The organism is Dictyobacter halimunensis (assembly GCF_036245075.1).
In genome coordinates, this window is sequence record NZ_BSRI01000001.1 from 984,139 (window position 1) to 1,008,836 (window position 24,698).

The 24,698-nt window shown below is 53.2% G+C and carries 18 protein-coding genes; 16 read left to right on the forward strand and 2 right to left on the reverse strand.

What is annotated here, in order from left to right:
- Positions 1 to 64 precede the first annotated feature (64 nt).
- Positions 65 to 352 (forward strand): acyl carrier protein, encoded by a 288-nt coding sequence (locus AABA21_RS03905; RefSeq protein ID WP_338247677.1) that lies wholly within the window; start codon positions 65 to 67, stop codon positions 350 to 352.
- Between the two features lie 25 nt (positions 353 to 377).
- On the opposite strand, the gene AABA21_RS03910 is transcribed toward AABA21_RS03905, so the two are convergent.
- Entirely contained in the window at positions 378 to 2,177 is a 1,800-nt protein-coding gene (locus AABA21_RS03910; RefSeq protein ID WP_338247678.1) for an ATP-binding cassette domain-containing protein, read from the reverse strand.
- Positions 2,174 to 3,919 (reverse strand): ABC transporter ATP-binding protein, encoded by a 1,746-nt coding sequence (locus tag AABA21_RS03915; RefSeq protein WP_338250993.1) that lies wholly within the window; start codon positions 3,917 to 3,919, stop codon positions 2,174 to 2,176. The genes AABA21_RS03910 and AABA21_RS03915 overlap by 4 nt, the downstream gene beginning before the upstream one ends.
- A gap of 268 nt (positions 3,920 to 4,187) precedes the next feature.
- Between AABA21_RS03915 and AABA21_RS03920 the strand changes: the two genes are divergently transcribed.
- The 15 genes from AABA21_RS03920 (at position 4,188) to AABA21_RS03990 (ending at position 24,600) form a co-directional block, all read left to right on the forward strand.
- Entirely contained in the window at positions 4,188 to 7,325 is a 3,138-nt protein-coding gene (locus tag AABA21_RS03920; protein ID WP_338247679.1) for a condensation domain-containing protein, read from the forward strand.
- 45 nt (positions 7,326 to 7,370) lie between these two features.
- Positions 7,371 to 10,493, forward strand: a complete 3,123-nt coding sequence (locus tag AABA21_RS03925) for a condensation domain-containing protein (RefSeq protein ID WP_338247680.1) — start codon at positions 7,371 to 7,373, stop codon at positions 10,491 to 10,493.
- An 87-nt stretch (positions 10,494 to 10,580) separates the two neighbouring features.
- Complete coding sequence (locus tag AABA21_RS03930; RefSeq protein ID WP_338247681.1) at positions 10,581 to 11,639, forward strand: TauD/TfdA family dioxygenase; 1,059 nt, start codon at positions 10,581 to 10,583, stop codon at positions 11,637 to 11,639.
- A 336-nt stretch (positions 11,640 to 11,975) separates the two neighbouring features.
- The gene (locus AABA21_RS03935; RefSeq protein ID WP_338247682.1) at positions 11,976 to 12,299 is read left to right on the forward strand and encodes a hypothetical protein; all 324 of its coding nucleotides are present in this window, start codon (positions 11,976 to 11,978) and stop codon (positions 12,297 to 12,299) included.
- Between the two features lie 16 nt (positions 12,300 to 12,315).
- Positions 12,316 to 13,026, forward strand: coding sequence for a hypothetical protein (locus AABA21_RS03940; RefSeq protein ID WP_338247683.1), 711 nt, complete (start codon positions 12,316 to 12,318; stop codon positions 13,024 to 13,026).
- A 50-nt stretch (positions 13,027 to 13,076) separates the two neighbouring features.
- Positions 13,077 to 13,811, forward strand: coding sequence for a hypothetical protein (locus AABA21_RS03945; protein WP_338247684.1), 735 nt, complete (start codon positions 13,077 to 13,079; stop codon positions 13,809 to 13,811).
- Positions 13,812 to 13,890: 79 nt separating this feature from the next.
- Entirely contained in the window at positions 13,891 to 14,793 is a 903-nt protein-coding gene (locus AABA21_RS03950; RefSeq protein WP_338247685.1) for an ABC transporter ATP-binding protein, read from the forward strand.
- Positions 14,794 to 15,130: 337 nt separating this feature from the next.
- Positions 15,131 to 17,350, forward strand: coding sequence for an ATP-dependent Clp protease ATP-binding subunit (locus tag AABA21_RS03955; RefSeq protein WP_338247686.1), 2,220 nt, complete (start codon positions 15,131 to 15,133; stop codon positions 17,348 to 17,350).
- A gap of 10 nt (positions 17,351 to 17,360) precedes the next feature.
- A complete protein-coding gene (locus tag AABA21_RS03960; protein ID WP_338247687.1) occupies positions 17,361 to 18,272 on the forward strand; it encodes an ABC transporter ATP-binding protein in 912 nt (303 codons plus the stop codon).
- A 37-nt stretch (positions 18,273 to 18,309) separates the two neighbouring features.
- Positions 18,310 to 19,152: a hypothetical protein gene (locus AABA21_RS03965; RefSeq protein ID WP_338247688.1), complete on the forward strand. Its 843-nt coding sequence runs from the start codon at positions 18,310 to 18,312 to the stop codon at positions 19,150 to 19,152.
- A 168-nt stretch (positions 19,153 to 19,320) separates the two neighbouring features.
- A complete protein-coding gene (locus AABA21_RS03970) occupies positions 19,321 to 20,055 on the forward strand; it encodes a DUF1361 domain-containing protein (RefSeq protein WP_338247689.1) in 735 nt (244 codons plus the stop codon).
- 119 nt (positions 20,056 to 20,174) lie between these two features.
- The gene (locus AABA21_RS03975; RefSeq protein ID WP_338247690.1) at positions 20,175 to 20,738 is read left to right on the forward strand and encodes a hypothetical protein; all 564 of its coding nucleotides are present in this window, start codon (positions 20,175 to 20,177) and stop codon (positions 20,736 to 20,738) included.
- 589 nt (positions 20,739 to 21,327) lie between these two features.
- Entirely contained in the window at positions 21,328 to 21,663 is a 336-nt protein-coding gene (locus AABA21_RS03980) for a hypothetical protein (RefSeq protein ID WP_338247691.1), read from the forward strand.
- A 368-nt stretch (positions 21,664 to 22,031) separates the two neighbouring features.
- Entirely contained in the window at positions 22,032 to 22,820 is a 789-nt protein-coding gene (locus tag AABA21_RS03985; protein ID WP_338247692.1) for an SDR family NAD(P)-dependent oxidoreductase, read from the forward strand.
- Between the two features lie 181 nt (positions 22,821 to 23,001).
- Positions 23,002 to 24,600: an alpha-amylase family glycosyl hydrolase gene (locus AABA21_RS03990; protein WP_338247693.1), complete on the forward strand. Its 1,599-nt coding sequence runs from the start codon at positions 23,002 to 23,004 to the stop codon at positions 24,598 to 24,600.
- The last annotated feature ends 98 nt before the right edge of the window (positions 24,601 to 24,698 follow it).

A 24,698-nucleotide genomic window follows, 5' to 3' on the forward strand; every position in this document is an offset into this window, starting at 1 on the left:
CTGCATATGAGGGAGGCTGCGAGCGTCATGAAAGGGCCGATCACATTATGGAGAGGCAAAAGATATGCAGCACGCTTCCCCCTCCTCACACATAGCCCGGCCTGACATGATTGTGCAGCTGCAACAGCTGCTCATTGATCTGCTGTGTATCGAACTGAACACTCAGCAGATCAATGAGAAGCACAACTTTTTCGACCTGGGCTGTAAATCGCTGAACCTGCGCATCCTACAAATGCATCTACAGCGGCGGCTCAGCCATCCCATCCCGACCGAGATCTTCTACAGCTATCCAACGATAGAGATGCTGGCACGGCACCTCTCCACCCTGCAGACAACGGCACAAAAAGGGTAGAGAGGTACATGCCTCGTAGTTTTGCTTACACCATTATTTCATCCTGTACGGACTTCCCATCTTTTTCCTCGCCCTCCTCAGAGCCTGACCATAGATTACGCATCTCCGCGCACGTCTGTAGGAGTGTACCCAGCGTTCCCCGTGCTTCAATCCTGCCCTTCTTCAAGACAATGATCTGGTCAGCACGTCTGAACGCTTCTTTGCGGTGTGAGACCACCAGACAGGTGTAGCGCTTTTGGGCACCGAGACGTTCCCAGAGCTGCTGTTCCGTTTCTCCATCCAGCGCGCTCGACAGATCATCAAACACAAGCAGATCGCTCTGCCGGGCGAACATACGGGCAGCGGCGGCGCGCTGCTGCTGCCCGCCAGAGAGTTTGACACCACGCAGGCCAATCTGAGTCTCCAGACCCTGCTCCAGCGTCAGAACGTCATCCTCAAGGATCGCTTGAAAGAGAATATGCTGCAACTTCTGGCTATCCTCCGGCTGCCCGAGCAGAATATTCTCTTTCAATGATTCGCTAAAGAGACGTGGCACCTGGGCTGTATACGCGCAGCGCGGCGGCACGAGCCAGGTTGATGGATGCTCGACCGCGCTATCATTCCAGAAAATGTCCCCCGTCTCCTTCGGGAGCAATCCCAACAATGCGCGCAGGAGCGTCGTTTTGCCAGCGCCAATGCGGCCCGTAATCACGGTAAAGGAGCCGGGTTGAAGCTGGAGGTCGATGTCCTCGATCCCATGGGTCGTACCAGGATAGTGATAGGAGAGATTATTCACGTGTAATGAACGGAATTGATCATCTGGCTGTTTCTCTATCTCCGTCACCGGTGGGATGGGGCCACGAAGATACAGCGGGGCATCAGCGACCAGGGCGTCGGGCGGTTGCTGGATCAGCGCAAGCATGCGTTCAAAAGAGACGCCCGCCTGCTTATAAAAGGCGAGACACAGGCCAATCGCCTGGGGAATCTGGGTAGCAAAGACCAGGTACGACATAAACAGCGCAAAATCGCCGACAGTGAACGTGCCAGCTAGCAATGGCTGAGCAATAAACATCAAGATCAGACCCATGCTGAGGTAGATCAGGTTGCCAGCAATCGATTCCAGGATCGCGGTGAAGAGGCGCTCGCTTACAGAGGCCTGCTGCCGCCTGGCGTTGAGCTCACGAAAATGGGACATCACAGAGGACTGCGCGTTCGCCACGTGGATGGCCTGCACCGCGTGACAGAGCTCGCCAATAATACGTGTGACATTTCCCGTTGCATTACGGCTCAGGATACGATACTGCCGCACCTTATTGGAGACCAGCACCATCATGCCCGTCACAATCAGGGGCGGCAGGAAGATCAGCAGCGTAATGCCAACGTTAATAGAAAACATAATAGAGAGGGCCAGGAGCGTTGAAATGAGCATAGCCACCGTCTGCAGGCCCAGAGCCATAAAACGCACAACCTCATCCACATCGTCGCGGAAACGATTGACCACGCCACTTGCCGCATCGGTCAGCTGCTGCGCGCCGGGCAGTTGCAGGATATGAACGAACAGATTACGCCGCAAGAGAATAGTGATGGCAAAGCGCAACGTGGTCTGGGTCAGAATGCCCAGAATCATAAACACGACACAGCTCAACCGTATCACCAGCAATAAAGCGATGATACTCCAGACATTCAATCCAAACAGCAGATGGCCGGTCAGGCTATCTACAAAGCTCTGAATGAGCAGCCCTTCTCCCAGGGTCGTCAGAAGAAAGAGAAATTGTAACAGGCCGGTCCAGAAATAGAGCCAGGGCTGTAGTTTCATCAAGCGAAAGGCGTATTGCCAGGTTTTCATGCCACAACCTCCTTGTGCTGCTCGGCAAACAGTTGAGCAATGCGTGAGTGACCTCTTTGACGCAATGCCGCCAGGGCGCCCTGTTCTTCAATCTGTCCATCTTTCAGCAACAGCACCTGGTCAGCTCGTTCAAGCGTAGCAAGCCGGTGCGCGATAATAATGCCCGTGCGATTGGCCAGCAATCGATCAACGGCGCGCTCAATCTTCTGCTCCGTCACCGGATCGAGGCGCGAAGAGGCTTCATCTAAAATGACGATCTGAGGATCCTTTAAAAAGGCGCGACTAAAGGCCAGTAGCTGCGCTTCACCGGCGGAAAGCCCCTGTGAGCTCTGTACGATCGTATCGAGCCCATCCGGTAGGCTATGATACCAGTCAAGCAGGCCAACCTGGTCAAGGACATCTAGAATGGTTTCATCACCAATACTGCGATTAAAGAATGTCAGATTGTCGCGCACAGAAGCGTGAAAGAACTGGATATCCTGTGTCACCAGGCTCACACTATTGCGCAGCGTCTGCAGTGGTACCGCATCAATGGGGGTAGAGCCAAAGAGGATCTTCCCTTCATCGGGATCGTATAGACGCAATAATAGCCTGGCCAGCGTGCTTTTCCCACATCCAGTACGTCCCATCACCGCCAGTACGTTGCCAGCAGGCACCCGCAATGAAATCCCATTCAGCGCTTTCCGTTCGGGCGTATAGCGGAAAGAGACGTTCTCAAGGGTGATCGGGAGAGGTCCAGCTGGCAGGGAGCCAGAGGAACATTCACGCAGCACGCTACTTGTCTCCAGAAGCTCACGGACACGAGCCAGTCCAGCGCTTGCCGTCTGCAGTTCATCCAGCTGCGTGGTAATCTGCTGAACGGGCCGTTCCAGAAGCAGCATATATTGGTACAGCAGGTAGACGCCACCAAGGGTAAGCGCGCCCTGCTGATAGAGATAGGTGCCCAATGAAAAGGCCATCACATAGCCCAGGGTAAAACACACAATAGTTGTGGCACCAAGAGCCGAGCCGAGCAGGCCCGCTTTTCGCTCAAGCTTATAACTCTTCTGTAGTGTATGGTAAAAACAATGCATAACATAATCGATAGCAGATGAAGAGAGAATATCTTCACGACCATTGAGCCGTTCTTCTAAGAAGCCGAAGAATAAAGCGCTGGCCTGGCGTGCCAGCTTCCAATGTGGGATCGCGATATTGCGCACTTTTCCCATCGCGAACAGCGTAACGCACGCAAAGACACTAAACACAATCCCCAACCGCCAATCGATGGCCGCCAGAAAGATTAACGTACAGAAAAGCAAAATGGCATTATTGAGAACTTGTAGCATCAACTGTGAAAAGAAGTTCGCCAGCGTCGTGACATCGCCATCGATGCGTTCAATGAGCTCACCGGGCGTATGGGCATTGTGGAATGACATATCCAGGTCCAGACAATGCTGCATGAGATCCGCGCGTAACAGGTTCGTCGCGTTCCAGCTCAAGCGTTCACTCAAATAGGTGCTCCATACATTGATGCCCATCGCGATAATGACGCTCACCAGGTACAGGCTCGCGATCACGAGCAAAGTGGTGAGCACACTTTTCTGCTGAGCCGCATCAATATAGAAACGCAGGACCTGAGCCGGTGCGAGCACAACCAGGCTACCAAGCAACAGTAGCACGGCCAGGAGCAGTAATTGAGCACGTTGAGGACGCAGGTACCGTCGATAGACGTTGCGATAAAAGCTTCTTGAGTCCTGGTGCATAGCCAACCTTCCAGTCTCCTCTCTCATTTATAGAGCGTTACCGTAACATGTTTCATGGGCTGAGCCAGTAAGGCTGCTCTGATCGTACGCGTTATGGCGTTAGATATGCTGTTAACCCAAGCGTTAACTCCATCACCCTCTCTTCTTGCCGCCAACTTAACGCATAAAATAACGCTCGCACTAACGGGTAGCCCTTATTCTTAGCAGCAGAAAAGACGTGAACGGTACATACCGGCTTGCGCACCAGAAATAGGGAGTGATGCATTTTATGAGTACACAGCCTGGTCACAACAAAGCGGCTCCAGCATGCTCATTGACCGCGATCGGCAAAACCAGTTTGTCTGATCCGCAGGTGCCAGGCAATGCAGGCTTTATACGCTGGCGCAGTGAGGGCTCAAGGAATCATCAGCAGACCCGAATGTGGGTGGAACAAACGCTGATCAGGATCTGGCAACAACTGCTCGGGAGGGCCGTTGTGGGGCGCAATGAAAACTTCCTTGACATTGGTGGTCATTCTCTGCTGGCAACGCAATTGATCACGCGCATTCGTCAGCAGTTGGGGGTAGACATACCGCTCTATGCAATCTTCAAGGCACCGACACTGGCAGCGCTGGCAGCACTGGTCGAAACGTACGGGCAGATGGAGCGGGGATATCGCGTGCCAGATATCCAACCGATGACCCATGGTATCCTGTTGCCACTCTCTCATACCCAACAACGCATCTGGCACGCAGATCAACAGAATCCGAGGGGAGCAACTCACCATCCAGCAAGCATGCTGCATATGCGGGGCAAGATCGATATCGATAGACTTGAGCAGAGTCTCAAAAAGATCGTGCAGCGCCACGAGACCCTACGCACCGTCTTTCTCTCGATCGAGGGCAGTCCGGTTCAGATGGTTCTGGCTACGATGGCCTCGCCGCTCGACCTGGTCGATCTCACCCATATCGCTCCTGAGTTGCAAGAACAGGCCGTTGAGCAGTTCGTTCAGGAGCACAGACGGCATCCATTCAATCTCGCGCAGGGGCCCTTACTGCGTGCGCACCTGCTGCAGATCGATCCCCATCATGCGGTCTTGTGCCTGACCATCCATCCAATCGTCGCTGATGGGTGGTCGCACGGCATATTCATGCGTGAGCTGGCGGCGCACTACAACGCGTCTATCAGCGGGCAACCAGCAATAGTGCCTCACCTGGCCATTCAATATGGCGACTTTATAGCCTGGCAGTGCGATTGGATGGATACAACGGTGCTGCAGTCGCAGATACAGTTCTGGAAGAAGCGGCTGGTCGGCGTACCGGCGCCGCTTGGTTATCCGCGCCCGGCAGCACAAACTGTCATTGCTTCACAGCAGATGTTCACCGTACCCATGCAGGTACTCCAGAAACTACAGCGGCTCAGCCGGCATGAAGGCGTCACACTCTATATGACCCTGCTGGCGGCCTGGCAGGTCCTGCTCCATAGCTATAGTCAGCAAGAACAGATCGCGGTTGGCACACAGATCGCCAATCGTGAGCGAGCCGAGATAGAGGATCTGATCGGTCCCTTTGACAACACTCTCATCATGGTCTCTGAGCTGGTAGATGATCAGGCATTCAAAGATGTCCTGCAGCAGGTCAGACAGGTCTGTCTGGACGCATACACACATCAACACGTCTCATTGGAACAGATCGCCCAGGAAATCCAACCGAGACACACACCAGGGATTACAGCACTCTTGCAGGCAATGTTTATACTGCAAAGCGCACCGCTCACCAGTACCGCATTTGAGGGTCTTGAGGTTGAAGTGATGCCACTATATACAGACAGCAAGGGGTCTGATCTCACCCTCTCACTGATGGAGACACAACAGGGCCTGCTTGGCACGCTGGGATACAACAGTGCGCTCTTCGAGCCGTCAACGATTGCCAGCATCATCACGGACTATCAACGCCTCCTGGAGCATATTGTGCTGGACATTACCCAATCGATTGGTGCGCTCACCCACGGACAAGCCGCTCAACCACTGCGCAATACCCGGATCGACGTTAACGTCGCGCCCGACCTGGAGATGACAGGTTGCAGCGCGATCTCTCCACAGTTCAGCACCGAACTGCCCGTTGACTATGCAGGCGGGGCCAATACCATTGAGTCGACAGAGAGAGCGACGGTCGCCCTGACACCAGGGGAGACACACGCCCTGCTCGAGACAATACAAGATGTCTATCGCACACAGGTCCATGACATCCTGCTGACCGCGCTGGCATTGACCCTGATGCTCTGGCGCAACCAGGAAGCGGTCACCATCAGCCTTGCACATGGGACATACCCGGTACACCTGGATTTGACAGGCTGCCACTCGCTCGCGCAGGCGATTAAGCTCGTCAAAGAGCAGCTGCACCAGCAGGCGGATCAAAAACCGGCCCGCAGCCAACGATGCTGTTCGGCGACAGGGATGGCTAACACAGACATGATTGGTCCGGCTCGACCGACTCTTCATTTTAGCTATCTCGAGAGATCCGCATGGAGCCAGGGAGAAGCATCAGAACCCATACCTTCTTCTACCGCATATTACCGTTCAACCCATCACCAACAGGGGCAGCGCGCATATTTACTGGAGATCATCAGTCTCGTCACAGATGATCGGATACACTTTACCTGGAGCTACAGTCGAAACTGCTATGATGCGGCAACCATCCAGGAGCTGGCAGCTGAGTTTATCCATACCCTGCGCGAAATCCTGAACCACTGTCAGCAGCCACAGGCCGGGGGCGTTACGCCCTCAGATTTTCCCCTGGCCCGATTGACGCAGGAGCAGCTTGATCAAAGGATCGACATGCCGCGTCAGGTTGAAGATATTTGTCCACTGACAGTGCGACAGCAGAAGAAGCTCTTCCATGCTCCATCGACATCCATAACAGACAGCATTATGCAGGTCAGCATGCTCTTTGAGCGGGGCTTCGATGTCTGCGCCTTTCAGCAGGCCTGGGATCAGGTGATACAGAGCCAGCCCATCTTGCGCAGCAGCTTTCTCTGGGAGGGATTGCCCGAATCACAGCAAATCGTCTATCGGGACATCTTCTTGCCGACGATTCAGCAAGACTGGCGCCACCTCACAGCGGCACAGCAGCAAAAACAATTTATGCACTACCAGCAGACAGATCGCGAACAGGATTTCTCATATGAGCAGGCACCGCTGATGCGCATCTTTATCGCTCAATTGGACACGGAGAGATACGCGGTGCTCTGGAGCTATCACCAGCTGCTCCTCAATGATCGGCACCGTTCACTCATACTCAAACAGCTCTTCACAGGCTACATGGAATACCTGCAACAGTGCAAGCCTGAACAGATAATCCACAACGACCGGCTCCATATAGAGAATGCGTTCGCTGGCAACAGTGTCGCAGCCTGGCAGCTAGTCTGAGGAGGGATAGCGGCATATGCAGTCCACGATAGGAGAATACATAGCATGAACAAGAAACTTGTTGAAACCATGTATATGCTCTCCCCTGCGCAGCAGGGAATGTTCTATGAGACGGTCCAGAATACTGGTTCTGGCGTCCATATTGAACAGTTTGCATGTACATTGGAGGGAGAGCTTGATCAGGAACTTTTTATCCAGGCCTGGCAACAGGTAACCCGGTACCACGCCATCCTACGAACCGCGTTCGTCTGGAGTGCACAGAACGAGCCGGTACAGGTCGTGATGAAACAGGTAGACGTTCCGTTCCAGTACGAAGACTGGCGTATGTTTTCAGCACAGGAACAGGCCAGCAAGTTAGAGGACTTTCTCCAGCGCGATCGCGCGACGGGTTTTAAATTAACACGTCCCCCGTTGATGCGGCTGGCCCTCTTGCAAACCAGCGATACAACATACGAATTCGTCTGGACCCATCATCACATCCTCATGGACGGCTGGTGTTGCTCGCTAGTCCAGAAAGATTTTCTACTCAGCTATGAGGCGTTGAGTAAGGGGCAGAGGTATCAACCCGCAGCGCATCGCCCCTATCGTGACTACATCAACTGGCTCAAGCAACAGGATGAGAGCAAAGCAGAAACATTCTGGCGCGCGAACCTGCGGGGTATCCACCAGCCAACACCGCTGGGAAAGAGCGTGCCCAATCCGGACATCGAGCCTGGCCCAGGGGGCTTCGGCACCATTGATACGCTGCTAGACGCACGCACCGGCGAGCAACTGCAACACCTGGTTCGCCAGCAACGCCTCACGCTCAACACGCTTTTCCAGGGGGTATGGGCCCTCTTACTCGGACGATACAGTCAGCAAGCCGATGTGCTCTTTGGGATCACCGTCTCGGGGCGTCCTCCAGAACTGCCCGGTATCGAGAGCATGGTCGGCCTCTGCATCAATACCCTTCCAGTGCGCGTATCACTGCCTGCAGAGCAGCCGCTCTGGTCCTGGCTTCAGCAGCTCCAGCTTCACAATCTTGAGCTGAGGCAGTTTGAATATATCTCAGGTGGCAAGGTGCACCAATGGAGTCAGATACAGGGAGGTTCCTCACTATATGAAAGTTTGCTGGTGGTAGAAAACTATCCGGTGGACAACTCGATCCTGCAAAAGAACGACCAGTTGCTGGTGGTCAACAATATTCGCTCAATCGGCGCCCAGACCAGCTATCCTCTGACCGTACTCGTCATTCCTGGTCAGCAGATCAGCCTGCGCTGCGTATACGACAAACAGCGCCTCACCGAGCAGACGGTGCAGACGATACAGAGGCACTTCTTACAGATGCTGGCCACGATCGCCTGGGAGGGAGAGAACGCGCTTGAGGCGCTCCAGCAACACATTCCTGAGCAGGAGCGCCCCGTGATACGTCCTCTAGCAGAGGTGAACCGGGAAAACAATCAGGATGCGCAGGCCATAGAAACATGGACACCGCTCGAAGAGCAGTTGCGTGCGATCTGGCAGGAGGTACTGGGAAAACAGAACCTGAGCCCGCAGGATAACTTTTTCAAACTGGGTGGTCACTCGTTGCTGGCGACACAGGTGATCGCGCGCATCAGGCAGGAAGTACAGTTGGAAGTGCCGCTACGCGCCCTCTTTGAGGCTCCAACGATCGCCGCATTGGCCAGCTACATCTCCAGGCTCCAGGACAATACCACCCATGATCTGACGATGAACAGGCCAGTCTTGCGGACCAGTGTGCATACCGAGCCACTCCCACTCTCCTTTGCCCAACAACGACTCTGGTTCGCGCAACAGCTGGCTCCCGAAAGCTCATCCTACAACAGCCCGGTCTTTGTTCGCATCCACGGAGAGGTCCAGAGGGACGCCCTGCAGCGCGCGCTCAATGAAATCGTGCGCCGACATGAAGTGCTCCGGACAATCTATCGTGAAATAGATGGGCAACCCTGTCAGATCGTCATGCCCGCCGAACCGCTGGCACTGCCCTATATTGATCTGCGTACGTTTCCTGATAATCGGCGCGAACAGAAGGCCCTGGAGTTCGCAACGCAAGAAGGGCAGCACCTTTTTAACCTGGAGCAGAGCCCCTTGATACGAACCATCTTACTGCAGCTCCAACAAAACGAGTATGTTCTGCTCACCAACGTGCATCATATCGCCTTTGATGCCTGGTCCGCGGGCATCTTCTTACGGGAAATGCTCACACTGTACGCGGCATATACCCAGGACAAACCCTCCCCGCTGGTGGAACTACCAGCCCAGTACGCGGATTTCGCGCACTGGCAACGCTCATGGCTACAGGGAGGCGAACAGGAGCGCCTGATCGCGTACTGGCAGCAACAGCTGCGTGGTGCCAAAGCCTTAGAGATGACCACCGATCGGCCACGACCAGCGGTCACCACCTTCGAGGGTGCCGCGCAACCATTCGCATTTTCGGCGACCCTGAGCCAACAACTCCAGGCACTGAGCCAGCAAGAAGGCGTCACACTGTTTATGACCCTGCTCGCGGCATTCAATATCCTCCTCTATCGCATTACCAACCAGGAAGATATCGTGCTGGGGACAGACATCGCTAATCGCACCCTGCAGGAAACCGAGCTCATGATCGGCTTCTTCGTCAATCTGCTGGTTTTACGCACCAATCTCGGGGGGAAACCTGGATTTCAAGAGGTCCTCAAACGCGTACGGCACATGGTACTGGACGCCTATGCCCATCAAGATCTGCCATTTGAAAAACTCGTTGATGCCCTGCATTTAGAGCGTACCCAGAACTACACACCACTGGTACGTGGACTCTTCGTCATGCAAAACATCCCCCTGGCCTACGACCAGGCGGCGGGTATCGCGCTCAGCCCATTTAACGGAGAACTGGTGACCGCAAAATTTGACTTCGTCATCTTTCTGTTTGAAACCGAGCAGGGCCTGCGGGGTTCGGTCAACTATAGCACGGAGCTCTTCAATCCTGAAACAATTACCACTCTCATGCAACGGTTCGAGGTGCTCTTACAGAACATCGTCGCCAACCCGCAGGCGCAGATTGAGGCGCTCGATTTCTATACAGAGCAAGAAAAAAAGACCAGGCAAGCAGAAGCGCACGCACAAAACACCACGCGCAGAAACAAGTTAAAACTGGCGCGGCGTGAAGAAATCTCTATCCCAGGCAGGTAGCCACTCAACGGATAAGCATACACACTGCCACGCTTTCTGCCTATTGTTATCGTTATCACTGCACCATCAATGAAAGGATCGATCGCTATGTCAACAACCATGGGACCAAAGGCAAGCTTACGAAAAAACATTCAACGCAAACGCGAAGAGGTTGATCTATCAGCTATTCGCCTCACAACGGAGAGCTATTTTAGCCCGGATAGCACATTACCGCTAATCATCCAGCCGGCCATGGACGGGGTGAATCTGGCAAGCTGGGCCAGCAGCAACCTGGGCTATATCCGCGAACAGCTGGCAACTCACGGGGGGATACTCTTCCGCAATTTCAATATCGATAGCCCTGCCAAATTTGAACAGTTCGCCAGGTCGATTGGCAAAGAGCTGTTCGACGAATATGGGGATCTGCCGCGTGAAAATCCAGGTAGCAAGGTGTATGGATCGACCCCATATCCAGCCGACAAGTCCATCCTTTTCCACAACGAGAGCTCACATATGCATCGCTGGCCCATGAAAATCTTTTTCCACTGCGTCAAGCCGGCGGAGAAAGGAGGCGCGACCCCCATCATCGACTGTCGCAAGATCTATCAGCAACTTGATCCAGCCATCATTAAAAAGATGACCGAGAAGAAGCTGCTGTATGTGCGCAACTTTGTCAACGGGCTCGATGTAAGCTGGCAGCAATTCTTCCAGAACTCCAACAAGGCTGCGGTTGAAGCCTACTGCCGTCGGGCCGGCATCGAATACGAGTGGAAAGACAATGATCAACTGTCGACGCGTCAGCTTTGCAACGCCGTCGCACGTCATCCGCATACCGGAGAGATGCTCTTCTTCAACCAGGTCCAGCTGCATCACATCTCCTGTCTGGATGCCTCAACGCGCGACTCGATGCTCGCCATGTTCGACGAAAAGGATCTCCCCCGCAACGTGTATTACGGCGATGGCAGTCCCATTGAAGATTCTGTCATGGATGAAATTAACGCCCTGTATGAGCGCTTAGCGGTACGCTTCCAGTGGCAAGCCACAGACACCATTATGTTAGACAACATGATGGTCTCGCACTCACGCGATCCCTTTGAGGGGGCGCGCAAAATCATGGTTGCGATGGCTGAGATTATCTCGCAGGACGAATTACTCTCGCTCCAGTAGAGCGAGCCTGGCCAGTGGGGACGCCGACGGCGACGCCACTGGCCAGAGAAAAGACTAGGGGAGACCCCTGACCCTCCCACACGGGCTGGCCACCCCTGTGAACCCCGCTCAACCAGTTTTTCGGATTTTTCAAACATCCAGGATGATTCCTACCGGAAGGTAGGAAAAGTACGCAATAGACAGCATGACTGAGGCAGTAAATGCCGTTACACTGATCTATGACAGGAGAGAGATATTCTTGCATCGTATATCGATCAACGTGTAGCGGCATGCTATCGCACTGTAGAGAGGGAGAGCTTTAGCTCACTCTCCATGAGCAAGAGGAGAAACAACGCGATGAACTCAAGCAAAACAGTAGATATCATGCAACTGGTCAATGATTTTGATAAGACCTTTGCGGACATAGAAAAGGTGTACCGACCCCGCTTCCAAAATGTTGTGTATTGCTTGATTGGGAACGTTCCAGCAACCACAGAGATCCTCAACGAGATCTTCAGTCGGGCGTACAACATGCTGGGTCAATGCTCGGAAATACAACTAAAGCGACTCAACGTTGACCAATGGCTCTGCACGCTGGCCTTAAACGTGACGAATACCTGGCTGTCCACACACGCAAACCTGGTATACGATGCAGCCTCTTTGTCATCTTTAGCATCTTAGTCAGAAGGAGCCACCATTGTTTACTCGTCTATCGTATGAGCTGCGGGTAATGGGAAAACGGGTTATCTGGCTTCCCATTGCTCTCGCAGCGGGCTTTATCGCCTTCGCGTTCTTGCTGCGCTTCCTGGGGGTCCATCTAGAACGTTTCATATCATCAGGATTTGAACTGTTTCTCCCGATTGTGACCGGTATCGTGGTCGCCACATCGGCAACGCAGGATCCCGCACTGGAAATACAATTGACCATGCCACGCAAATATCATAATACCTCTATCTTGCGCCTGGCGCTCATCGTAGCCTGGTCTATCGCCTTTGGCCTGCTCATCTCAATCATCCCAACCCTGCTACATCTGACATTTCTACCAGATCAGCTCAAACGCACGAACTCGTTCGGGCAATTCTTTGGTCTCCAGTTCTCATGGATCGCCACGACATTCTGGTTTGTCGCGGTCGCCCTGGTGTCATCGCTCTTGACGAGAAGTCGATCAGCCAGCAGCGCGATTCTGGGAGCGGTATGGATCGTACAGATTCTTTTCATGACCCACCTGGTCGAGACGACGAGCTGGCTACAACCACTTTTCCTCTTCCCAACGATCGTGGCGCCACAAATCAGCTACTGGATGACGAATCGCCTGGAGGTCCTGTCCACCGGGATCGTTCTTCTCCCGGTCGGCTGGTGGCTCCTACACAATACAGAGGGCTTATTGAAAGGTGCGAGTGAAGAGTAATGAATGAAACACTCAGCGTACTGCGAGGCGCATGTGCATATGAGTTTAAAATGCAGTTTAAGCGTCCAACCGTATGGGTAGCCATGGTGCTGGTAGAGCTATTCATGTTAGGCATCATGTCGCGCGTGCAAGGCTTTACCGATGTGGTCGCACATCTGAAGCAGTTCCCTATTTTGCGCGTCGTGGTGTACTGGACCGATCTGCTCAATTACATCTTGCCAGTCGCGTTCGGTGTTCTGCTGGCTGATCGCCTGCAGAGAGACAAACGCACACATATTGATGAGATACTCACAGTTACCCCCGGATCCCAGACGGCGCGCCTCTATGGCAAATTTCTTGGTGCCACCATCGCGACCGCGATCCCCATCGTGCTGCTATTCTTCGTTGGTATAGGCGTCATTATCGCGCAGACGGGAAGCTTTGTCGCATTACCAATGGCCCTGGCGACATTCGCGACGGTCGTTATTCCTGGCCTCCTCTTTGTAGGAGCGTTCTCGGTAAGCGTACCAGCATTCATCTGGGTACCACTCTACCAGATTGGCTTTGTCGGATACTGGTTCTGGGGCAATCTTTACCAGCCCAAAGGCATTCCCACCTTGAGCACCACCATTCTCACGCCCGCTGGAGGCTACATGAGTCTTGGCTTCTTTGGGACCAGTATCTTCCCGGTTGCCAAAGCCAACGCCATTCAAGGGAGCGCCAGCCTGGTGCTGCTGATCGCGCTGGCACTGCTGGTCGTGCTGCTGATAAGCAAGCTCCAACAGTGGCAGAGAGCCAGAATGTAGAGCGAGCACGTACGCAACCATCACATTGACGGCCATGGACCCTGGCGAGAACCTACAACACCATAAAGGAGAAAATAGCGTGGAGATCCACATCAAAGATTTAGAAAAAATATATCGCGGCAACGTGCACGCGCTCAATGGCTTAACCTTAGACATTCCCAATGGCATGTTTGGTCTGCTCGGACCAAACGGAGCAGGTAAGACGACCTTGATGCGTATCCTGGCCGGCATCCTGCAGGGAACAAGTGGCGAGCTCTCTGTTGGTGAGTACAATGGCATGACGGCGCAGGGACGCACAGAGATTAAGCGCATTCTCGGCTATCTCCCACAGGAGCTCGGCACATATCCAGATCTGAGCGCCCGTGAGTTCCTCGATTATATTGGCATCCTCAAGGGACTCAGCGATAAAAAGGCTCGTCATAAACGGGTGGAAGAGCTGCTTGAGCTGGTGGCCCTGAGCCAGGTCGCCAACCGGAAACTCAAAACGTACTCGGGTGGTATGAAACGCCGTGCTGGCATTGCCCAGGCGCTGCTCAACGATCCCAAGTTCTTGATTGTCGACGAACCCACCGCTGGCCTCGATCCAGAGGAGCGCATCCGGTTCCGTAATCTGCTTTCCAGCCTGGGTGGCAATCGCGTTGTTCTGCTCTCAACCCATATTGTAGAAGATATCGCACAGACCTGCCAGAACATCGCCATGATGAGGAGTGGTCAGATTATTTTTAAGGGCACGATTGCAGATCTGATCAATGAAACGCAAAACAGGGTCTGGAATGTCACCACTGCAGGTCCCTTGCAGCAGGATGATCAGCATTTTGTCATTGTCTCAAGCATGAATATGGGGGCCAACATGCAGTATCGCATTGTCGGTACACCACCTGCGAATATGCATGCCACCGCGGTCGCGCCCAATCTTGAGGACGGGTATGTCTGGTTAATGCATTCCCCCTCCCGCCAACCCACCATCGCCCTGCACCGGTAAGCCTGGGGCAGGATCGCCTTGCACGCTTCTTACCAGCTGGCATGAACGCCCTGCACAGGCGTCTACACTGGTTGTATGAGTTGGTGCGCCGGTATGCGAATGCGCACCTGGCGCACCAACTCATTGTTGATGGTGGAGCGCCGCAGGTGAGAGCGCTCGGGTATGCCGTCTGTCAGCGACACACGCCGGGCGCCCATCGACCTGTCGCGTACACATAACGCAGCAATTAACACTCCAGCAAACAGCGCGCCAAGTATGCTTGCAGTGAAATACGGCAGCTATTTTCTCACCGATAAAGCTTTGCAGTGGGAAAGAAACAGAAAGGAGCCTGGCAGCCATGAAATGTGAGCGTTGTCAGATCAACCTAGCACGGGTTCGCATTGATCATGTACAAAATGGGCAAACGGAATCCAATTTCCTCTGCGCGTTTTGTCTGGGAGAGCTCATTGGCGCTGGAAATACAAGCAATGCCTTTCCAGAAAAGGATCCAAATAACGCCTCCAATATACCGGCAAAACATGAGCATGCAGAGAAGGCGGACGCACAAAAAGCACCCAGCGCCACGCCGACGTTAGATCATTATGGACGCGATCTCACGCTGGAAGCGGCACAGGGAAAGCTGGATCCCATCGTCCAGCGTGACCATATTCTGCATCGTCTCATCACTGTTCTGGGGCGCAGGCAGAAGAATAATCCGGTGCTGGTTGGAGAACCTGGAGTGGGCAAAACCGCCATTGTTGAAGGGCTCGCCTCCCGCATTCAGCGGGGTGATGTGCCAGCAACGCTCCAAAACAAGCGCATTATTTCGCTTTCGATGGGAAGCCTGCTGGCAGGATCGTCTTTGCGTGGTCAGTTTGAGCAACGCTTAAAACTGCTTATTGAAGAAGTGCAGCGCTCACCTGAAATCATTCTCTTTATTGATGAGCTGCATAGCGTCGTCAATACAGGAGCCGCCGAAGGGGCTCTGGGAGCAGCTGATATCATGAAACCCGCCCTGGCGCGTGGTGAGTTGCGCTGCATTGGCGCCACCACGCTGAAAGAATATCGCCAGGACGTCGAGAAAGATCCCGCCCTGGAGCGCCGCTTTCAGCCTATCCTGGTCGATGAGCCCACCATCGAAGAAACAATCGCCATGCTGCAGACGCTCCGTCCGCATTATGAAACCTTCCATAACGTCACGATTACAGACGAGGCCATCAAAGGAGCAGTCAAGTTTTCAAGCCGCTATATCCATGATCGCTTTCTCCCCGATAAAGCCATCGATGCGATCGATGAGGCCTGCTCAATGTTACACCTGGAGCTCCTTGAGCAGCACAAAAGCAGCCAACTAGACAGGCTCACAGACCTACAACGACAGATCGTCAAGATACAAGTCCAAAAAGAGCTGGCACTCAACGCCAATGACGCCGCATTGGCAGCTCAAATGCAACAGCAAGAGGAGATGCTGCTCTACAGACTGGAACAGGAAAAAGCTCTCGTGAGCCAGAGGACGCCAGCAGGAACGCAGCAGACGGCGGTCACACTCGAACATGTTGCCCGCATCGTCGCCTTATGGGCAAACATCCCGGTCAATCAGATCCTCAAAAATGAGTATCAGCACCTCAGCACGTTAGAGGCCGATCTGCACAAATATGTGATTGGACAAGATGAAGCCATCAAGGCGGTCAGCAATGCCATTCGTCGTTCCCACACAGGCCTCAAAGATTACAATCGGCCCATCGGCTCGTTCCTCTTCTTAGGCCAGACCGGTGTCGGCAAGACCGAGATGGCAAAAGCCCTGGCGATAGAGCTCTTTGGTTCAGAAGACCGTCTGATCAGGCTGGACATGTCTGAATATATGGAACAACATTCGGTGGCGCGCCTCTTTGGCAGCCCTCCTGGCTATATTGGCTATGAGCAGGCCGGACAACTCACGGAACAGATTCGACGTCATCCCTACAGCGTCGTGCTCTTTGATGAGATTGAGAAAGCGCATCCCAACGTCTTTAACGCGCTCCTGCAGGTCTTTGATGATGGGCGCCTGACCGATGGGCAGGGACGCACCATTGATTTTAAGAATACGCTGCTCATCATGACCAGCAACATTGGGAGCAGTATGCTCAAACGCGGCACGTCGCTCGGCTTCCAGACCAGGGGAAAAGATGTCGTCGCACCCGAGGAGAATTATCCTCCACAGATTGCCGAGGCACTCAAGCAACACTTCCATCCAGAGTTCTTGAACCGCATCGACCAGATCATCCTGTTCCATCCGCTACAGACCGCCGAGCTCTACCGCATTGTGCATCTGCTTTTGCAACAGGTCAGGGTACGTCTGCAGGAACTAGAGATAGAGCTCGTCATCGGTGAAGGCGTCGCGGACTTTCTGCTGGAAAAGGGATTTCACCCCGAATATGGCGCCCGTCCCCTGCGCCGGACCATCCAGGTCTATATCGACAACGCGCTGGCCAATGCCATGATCACGGGTGACATTTCACGTGGGCAGACAGCGGTATTGCTGGTAGAGAACCAGCAGATTGTTGTGAGCTCATTTGTCGCCACCCAACTGCAAGTTAGCTAAAGGACACTATATGCACCAGAATCTGTTACTAGAGGCTCAGCACTTACAAAAATATTACGGCACAGTCCATTCCGTAGAAGACGTCTCGCTCCAGGTACAGCAAGGAGAGATCTTTGGCTTTCTTGGTCCCAATGGTGCGGGTAAATCCACCACGATCGGCATGCTGCTCGGGCTGATCTATCCCACGGCGGGAAAAATCTTTCTCATGGGACAGGAGATCACACCGCTGCACACTCGGCCCCTGCGCCAGGTAGGGGCCCTGGTGGAGTTCCCGGCATTTATGCCAGATCTCTCGGCACGCGCGAATTTAAAGCAGCTCTCGATCCTCTATCCCCATCTGCCCACTGCCCATGTTGACCGGACGTTAGAGATGGTAGGCTTGAATCCAGCCGATAAGAAAAAGGCCAGGCACTTTTCTACGGGCATGAAACAACGGCTTGGAGTCGCCATTGCGCTCTTTAATCAGCCCAGACTCCTGATTCTCGATGAACCGACAAACGGCCTGGATCCCGCCGGTATCTATGAGTTACGTGCCCTCCTCCATTCCTTGAAAGAGCAAGGGATTACCATTATTCTGAGTAGCCATCTGCTCCACGAAGTTGAGCTTATCTGCGATCGCATAGCCGTCATGCAGCATGGGCGTGTACTCACCCAACGATCGATCAAAGATTTAACCAGCCAGGCAACCGAGACGATACGCCTGACATTTGCGCAGCCAGAACGGGCCCTACCCGTTCTGCGCCAGCACGGGCGGCTCCGTATCGTCCAGGTAGCCGATCAATCCATTGAGGTAGAAGGGATCACCAGCGAAGAAGCGATCATCTACCTGGTACAGCATCAGCTTGTTCCACACGAGGTCCACATTGTGCGTCCGGACCTGGAAAGCATCTTTCTGCAATTAACAGAGCAGGCACGCTCGTGATCTCAATGTCTCTGCAAGTATTATGAAAGGTTTGAGCATGTTTCTCAATGTATTACACCTGGAATTAAACAAAGCCTATCATCGTCTCCTCCCCTGGGTCAGCCTGAGCGTCGTAGCGTTCATTGTATTAGGCGTCAGCACGGCTCTATTTCTATACAACATGCTGGTTCCAGGCACCCACAATGTATCATCCCTTACATGGCCGGGCTGCTTTGTATTTGGTCTCAATTATGCTATTGGCAGTTCAGCCTGGAACTCCTATGGGACCTATGCCCTGATTATCATTACCGGCGTCATTTTTGCGCAGGAATATTCTTGGGGAACCATACGACTCTGGCTCAGTAAGGGGATCGCACGTTCAGAGCTCTTTTGTGCCAAAGGGGTGCTCGCTCTCTGTACCGCGCTGCTCATCGTTGGCGTCTGCATTGTCAGTGTAGGTCTATTGAGTCTCTTCTTCTCGTTCCAGCTCCAACATTCACTCCAACTGGATCGGCTGGACGTCATTCAATTGCTACTCGCGTATATACGAACCGCATATGCACTCCTACCATATGCAGCATTAACCTTGCTCCTGGTGGTCCTGAGCCGTTCAAGTATGATTGCGGTGGGAGGAGCTATCGCGTTCAGTACGATTATCGAACCTCTGCTCAGATCGATGGCCCCTCGACTGGGACAGATCTTTGCGCACGGCGTATTTTTTCTCCCTTCGGGCCTGGCAAGCACACTGGCAAGCCAGAACTATACGCTGGCACATATGCAGGTTGAAGCGAATGCACTGCAGCCGACACAATATCAAGCCATACTTGGGGTTGCATGCTACACCCTGCTCTTCTTTCTGCTGGCCTTATGGAAATTTCGCCACCAGGATATGGCGAAATAAGGAGCAATCAGCGGGGAGTGGGGCGTCCCCACTCATTCCTTTTCCCCCTCGCCGCCGCCGAAGGCGGCAAAAAAGACTTTTTAATGGCTTTGAATAGGAGGGATAGTGTTGAAATCGGTACGCTTTTAGTATAATATATGCTCTTAATATAGTAAAGGAGGAAAATTTATGCTGGGTCAGCATTTTGCACTGGTTATCACAACTGCATTACTTCTACCAATGCTTGGGAGTGTTATCATTTTCTCCATTTTAACTATCGCCCTTTTATATGCACGGGCCAGAATCTTCGCGTACCCGGTTCACAAACCAATGCTGCTCAATCTTTTTCTGTCCTGGATACCAATTATATGCGTCAGTATAGCTCTTTTCTTCTTTTTAACGTCACTTACCACACAACTCTGGCTAGTCATCCTGCTCTTATGTATCTGGTTTGTCTTCTTCCCTAATTCCACCTACCTGGTCACCGAGTTCCATCATCTCAAGGAAGAGGTGAATACCGTCCCTTTCTGGTTCGATACGATCGTCATTCTCTCGCTGGCTCTCTGTGGCGTGTTGCTGGGAGGCTTCTCGCTGCTGTTGATCCATCGAATCCTGGATCTCTATCTCGCGCCCGTTTTTTCCTGGCTCGTGATCGTGGTATATCTCTTCCTCTCCAACATTGGGATCTACATCGGTCGCTTTCTACGTTTCAATAGCTGGGACGTCCTGACCAATCCGCTTGGGCTGACCAAAGGTATTCTAGCCATATTCAAAGAGCGGCAAAAAAGCCGTAGCCTGCTGCTGTTCTCGACGCTCTTCACGCTTTTCCTACTCGCCTTTTATCTCTTTCTCTATAGTGCTGTCACACCCATTACCTGGATACTGGAAATGCTGATTCAGCGCTACCCCAAGCTCCCCTTCTAAACACCACGCGTACGGTAAGCACACAATGCCGCGCGATCATGGGCTACTCGCGGCTCACCAACCGATTCTCCCGTTCGCCTCCTGCCGATGGCTGCGGGACGGTAGTGGGAGAATTGCGCATGAAAATGAAGGCAACGGCGTACAGTATCTACTACAGCCTGACCGCGCAGGATGATCCATTGAACAGCGATGTGGTCCCTCTGGCCAACCTGATCACCGAGGCATTGGGTGGAAAATCTGTGCTGCTGGAAGAGTTCGGCTATGCAAGCTCGGAGAAAGGCGATGAGTCAAAACATATCACCATTGAGCGAGCAGGCAAGCTTCACTGGCAATACGTCGCGTCGGATGCCGATGGTGGTCGCTACTATCGCGAGGTGCTCACCAAACTGGCCCGCTGTGGCTCGCTGGGCGCCTTTGGCTGGATGTTCTCGGACTACGATCCCTCGTTATGGGAAAAGCTCCCGTTCAAACTCAACGTCCACGAGCGATTCTTTGGCTTGACCCGCTACAATGGCACGGTCAAGCCGTCGGGTGAGGCCATGCGCGAGTTCGCGCACCTTGTAGAGGCCGGTGAACTGCCCCAACGGAGTATTTCGCCGCTCCAATTGGGCTCTGACAAATGGTACCGCGATCCCGAGGGTAACTTTGATCAACTGTTTCAGCAGTGGCGTGGCCGTATCTAGCCAGGAAATATACATCCTCTAAAGGAAAGGCCTTTCCAGGGAGACCGGCTGATCAGCCGATCTCCTCAGATGACACATCACGCTGGCCCTTTGAAAACTGATAGAGAGATTACCGTTCTTCATCTTTCACGTCATCGATAGATGCATCTTTAAGGACCTCGCTCTTCGTATGAGCACGCATTGAGCGCGCGGCGCCAGAGATTCAAAGAGAGCCACCGAACCATATTCAATTGATCATGTGTTGTTACCTGTGCTTACTGTTCTACACATCATCATCTGGATGAATATAATTTCGTATGGGCGGTACACTGATAGCAAGTAGGCAAAGTGAGCCGGGCTTCAATGTTTATGGTGTTTTTTCGATCCAATTCATTTTTGATATGCCATACGTAAGAAGAATGGGCAGTTTCCTACTAATGCTGACGCCTACAGCAAGAATGAAGAGTATCATACGGTCGTTTTGAATAGTTCCATAGTTAGAGAGCAAAAAAACCATACACTGGATGAGGCAGTACTTCTCTTTTTTCAACGAATATAAGAAAGTGATCTGACCCGGATAGGTATCTTTGAGTTTGAAAGGGGGCCTGGAATGGTCACTCCACAGATGAAATTTGCGCATCTGGATAAGACGCGAGAAGAAAACCTACATGCATTAGAGACAGAATTAGGATGTCTACTCGTTGCATTGGAACCAGCAGTACAACTGGCACAACTCTCAATAGAGCAGAAGAAGCGTATACAAGAGATCGAGGGAGAACTGGGCTTAGTCTTAGTGGCCTATGAGCATATTCGCACAGAATCCCCAGGTGTTACAGCAAAATCGTCAGAGAGACTGGCGCAACTTTCAGAACAGCAAATAAAACGGCTGCAAAAAGCCGAAGAGGAAATGAAGCTCACCTTACTGGCGTACCCGCTACGAGGTTGAGAGGCTATAGTTCATTCCAGCGCCCATTTATGAAGGGAACCCAGCCTTTCCATCAACTATAAAGGCCTTGGAAATCCTTCCCGTGTCTAACTGATAGTCCTCGCACGGGCCCAGGGCCTCCAGATGACGCCCCAGACACCCCCATTCGCATGAGGGAAAGAGCCATAGTGCATTGTTGACATTGTCGTCTATAATGAAACTTTGAAGAGGAAAAGGAGCGCATCCCAGAGATGCGGGAGCGGTCTCGCGGTTCTTTCTCAAAACCTCCACGGCGTCTCGCACAGAGCAGGCAAGCCACAAGTTCTCAATGTGGACAAAAAACGCTGCCTACCCTAGCACACATTCAAGGAGCAGGAAAGGAAGCCAACATGGAACAGTCTGTAAAAGGACAGGTCGCGATTGTCACCGGCGCTGGACAGGGCATCGGTCGTGCCATAGCATTACGCTTGAGTCAGGATGGAATGAACGTTGTCCTGGTAGATCTGCAAGGTGATGCCGTTGCACGCGTTGCCGATGAAATTCGTGCGAACGGAGGCGAGGCGATTGCTCTTTCATTAAACATCCTGCATGCGGAAGACCGCCAGCGCATGATCGAGTCAGCCCTTTCGACCTTTCACCGTCTGGATGCACTGGTCAACAACGCGGGCGTTCAGCGCATCGCCTTACCCCTTGATGTGAACGAAGAACATTGGGATCACATCATGGATGTCAACGCCAAGGCCACCTATTTCTGTTGCCAGATGGCTCTCAGGCACATGATAGAGCAGAAGAATAACGGGCGCATCGTCAATATAGCCTCTATTGCCGGGAAGATGGCCAGCACGACCTATCATCCTATTTATAATGTCAGCAAGGCGGCGGTACTGGCCATGACGAAAACACTGGCCCTATATGCTGCCAGGTACGGAGTGCGTGTCAACGCGGTCTGTCCAGGCATGATTGAAACATCCATGCAGGATATGGTTGACCATGAAATCGGCCGGATAACAGGACAGGCGCCAGCCGAGATACACGTCGAACGCAACGCCCGTATCCCACTGGGCTACATGGGCGATGGAGCCGACGTCGCCGCGATCGTCTCATTTCTAGTTGGCCCAGACTCGCATTATATGACCGGGCAGGCCTTGAATGCTGATGGTGGCGTTCTCACCTATTAGACGTATCGAGAGCCAGCTTCAATGTCGATCCTAAAGCCCTTTTCAATAGCGGTTTCGCACCAGTTCAAAATAGGCTCATGGCTGGTTTGGGCTGGCCGTTTGGGGCAGTGATGTTGGTGCCGAGTACCCCTGGACGCCAGCTGCCCGCAACCCTGGATCTAGTTTAAGGTGTAGAGAATCTATGGCAAAAACGTATACCTGGTGGCAAACGGGCATCATTTATCAAATTTACCCACATAGTTTTCAGGATAGTAATAATGATGGTGTTGGAGATCTCCCCGGTATCATCAGCAAGTTGGATTATTTGAGTTGGCTTGGCGTGGATGCCATCTGGCTTTCTCCCATTTATCCGTCGCCGATGGCGGATTTTGGCTACGACATTTCTAATTACACGGATATTCATCCGCTCTTTGGAACACTTGAGGATCTGGACACCTTCGTCCAGGAGGCGCACAAGCGTGACCTCAAGATTATCATGGACTATGTGCCCAACCACACCTCCGATGAGCATCCCTGGTTCCAACAATCGCGCTCCAGCCTGACGAACGAGAAGCGCGATTGGTACATCTGGCGTGATCCTGCCCCGGATGGCGGTCCCCCAAATAACTGGATCAGCCCATTTGGCGGCCCTGCCTGGCAATTTGATGAGCAGACCGGGCAATACTACTTGCACATGTTCGATGTGAAACAGCCCGACCTGAATTGGCGTAATCCAGCTGTGCGCGAAGCGATGTATGACGTCCTGCACTTCTGGCTTGATCGTGGCATCGACGGTTTCCGGATCGATGTCCTTTCAAGGCTCGTCAAGGATGAGCACTTTCGCGATAACCCGCCCAACCCCGAATGGAAGCCGGGTGATCATCCCATCGACTATCAGCTATCCCTATATAACAAAGACCTGCCAGGCATGCATGCTATTGTACGTGAGATGCGCGCCATTATCGATAGCTATGAGCAACGCATGCTGATCGGCGAGCTCTATATGCCCCTCCCGCGCCTGGTCCAGTACTATGGAGAGCAGCTTGACGAAATCCACCTGCCCTTCAACTTTCAATTAGTCACGATGCGACATTGGGAAGCCAGTGCCATCCGCGAGATCATCGAGGCGTACGAGGCGATTCTCCCCGGGGAGGCCTGGCCCAACTGGGTTCTCAGCAACCATGACCGCCCTCGCATCGCCAAACGCGTAGGGCGCGCACAGGCGCCTCTGGCACAGTTACTCCTGCTCACGCTACGCGGAACCCCCACCTGCTATTACGGTGACGAACTAGGCATGCAAGACTTTCCCATCCCACGCGAGTTTATCCATGACCCACAGGGGAAGGACAATCCAGAGCTGAGTCGTGATATGCAGCGTACACCAATGCAGTGGAATAGCGGTCCTAACGCTGGTTTTACAGCGCCAGAAGTCACGTCCTGGCTTCCGATCGCTGATGATTACCAGACCTACAACGTCGAGGTTGAACGGCAAAATCCCCATGCTCTGTTGATGCTCACGCGTACCTTGATGCATCTGCGACGCTCACTGCCGGCCCTGAATAGGGGCTCTTATCAGGCTGTTGAGCAGAAGAACGCTGACTGTCTCGCCTACCTGCGCCAGCACGACGACCAGCGCTACCTGGTTCTGCTCAACTTTTCGGCACAAGAGCAGGTGGTTCATCTGCCCATAGGGGAACATGGCTCCATCACGCTGTCTACGCGGGTCGATCGTGAAGGCTCTATCGATCTCTCCACGGTCCATCTGCGCAGCAACGAAGGGCTCTTGATCGATGTGAGCTAATGCGATTGCGTTTGCTGCCAGAGGGAGAGTCAGGGTGCGTTGGAAGTGATCCTCGGCCTCTGCATACTCTCCTGTCTGGCATGCAGGTCGGTGAGGAA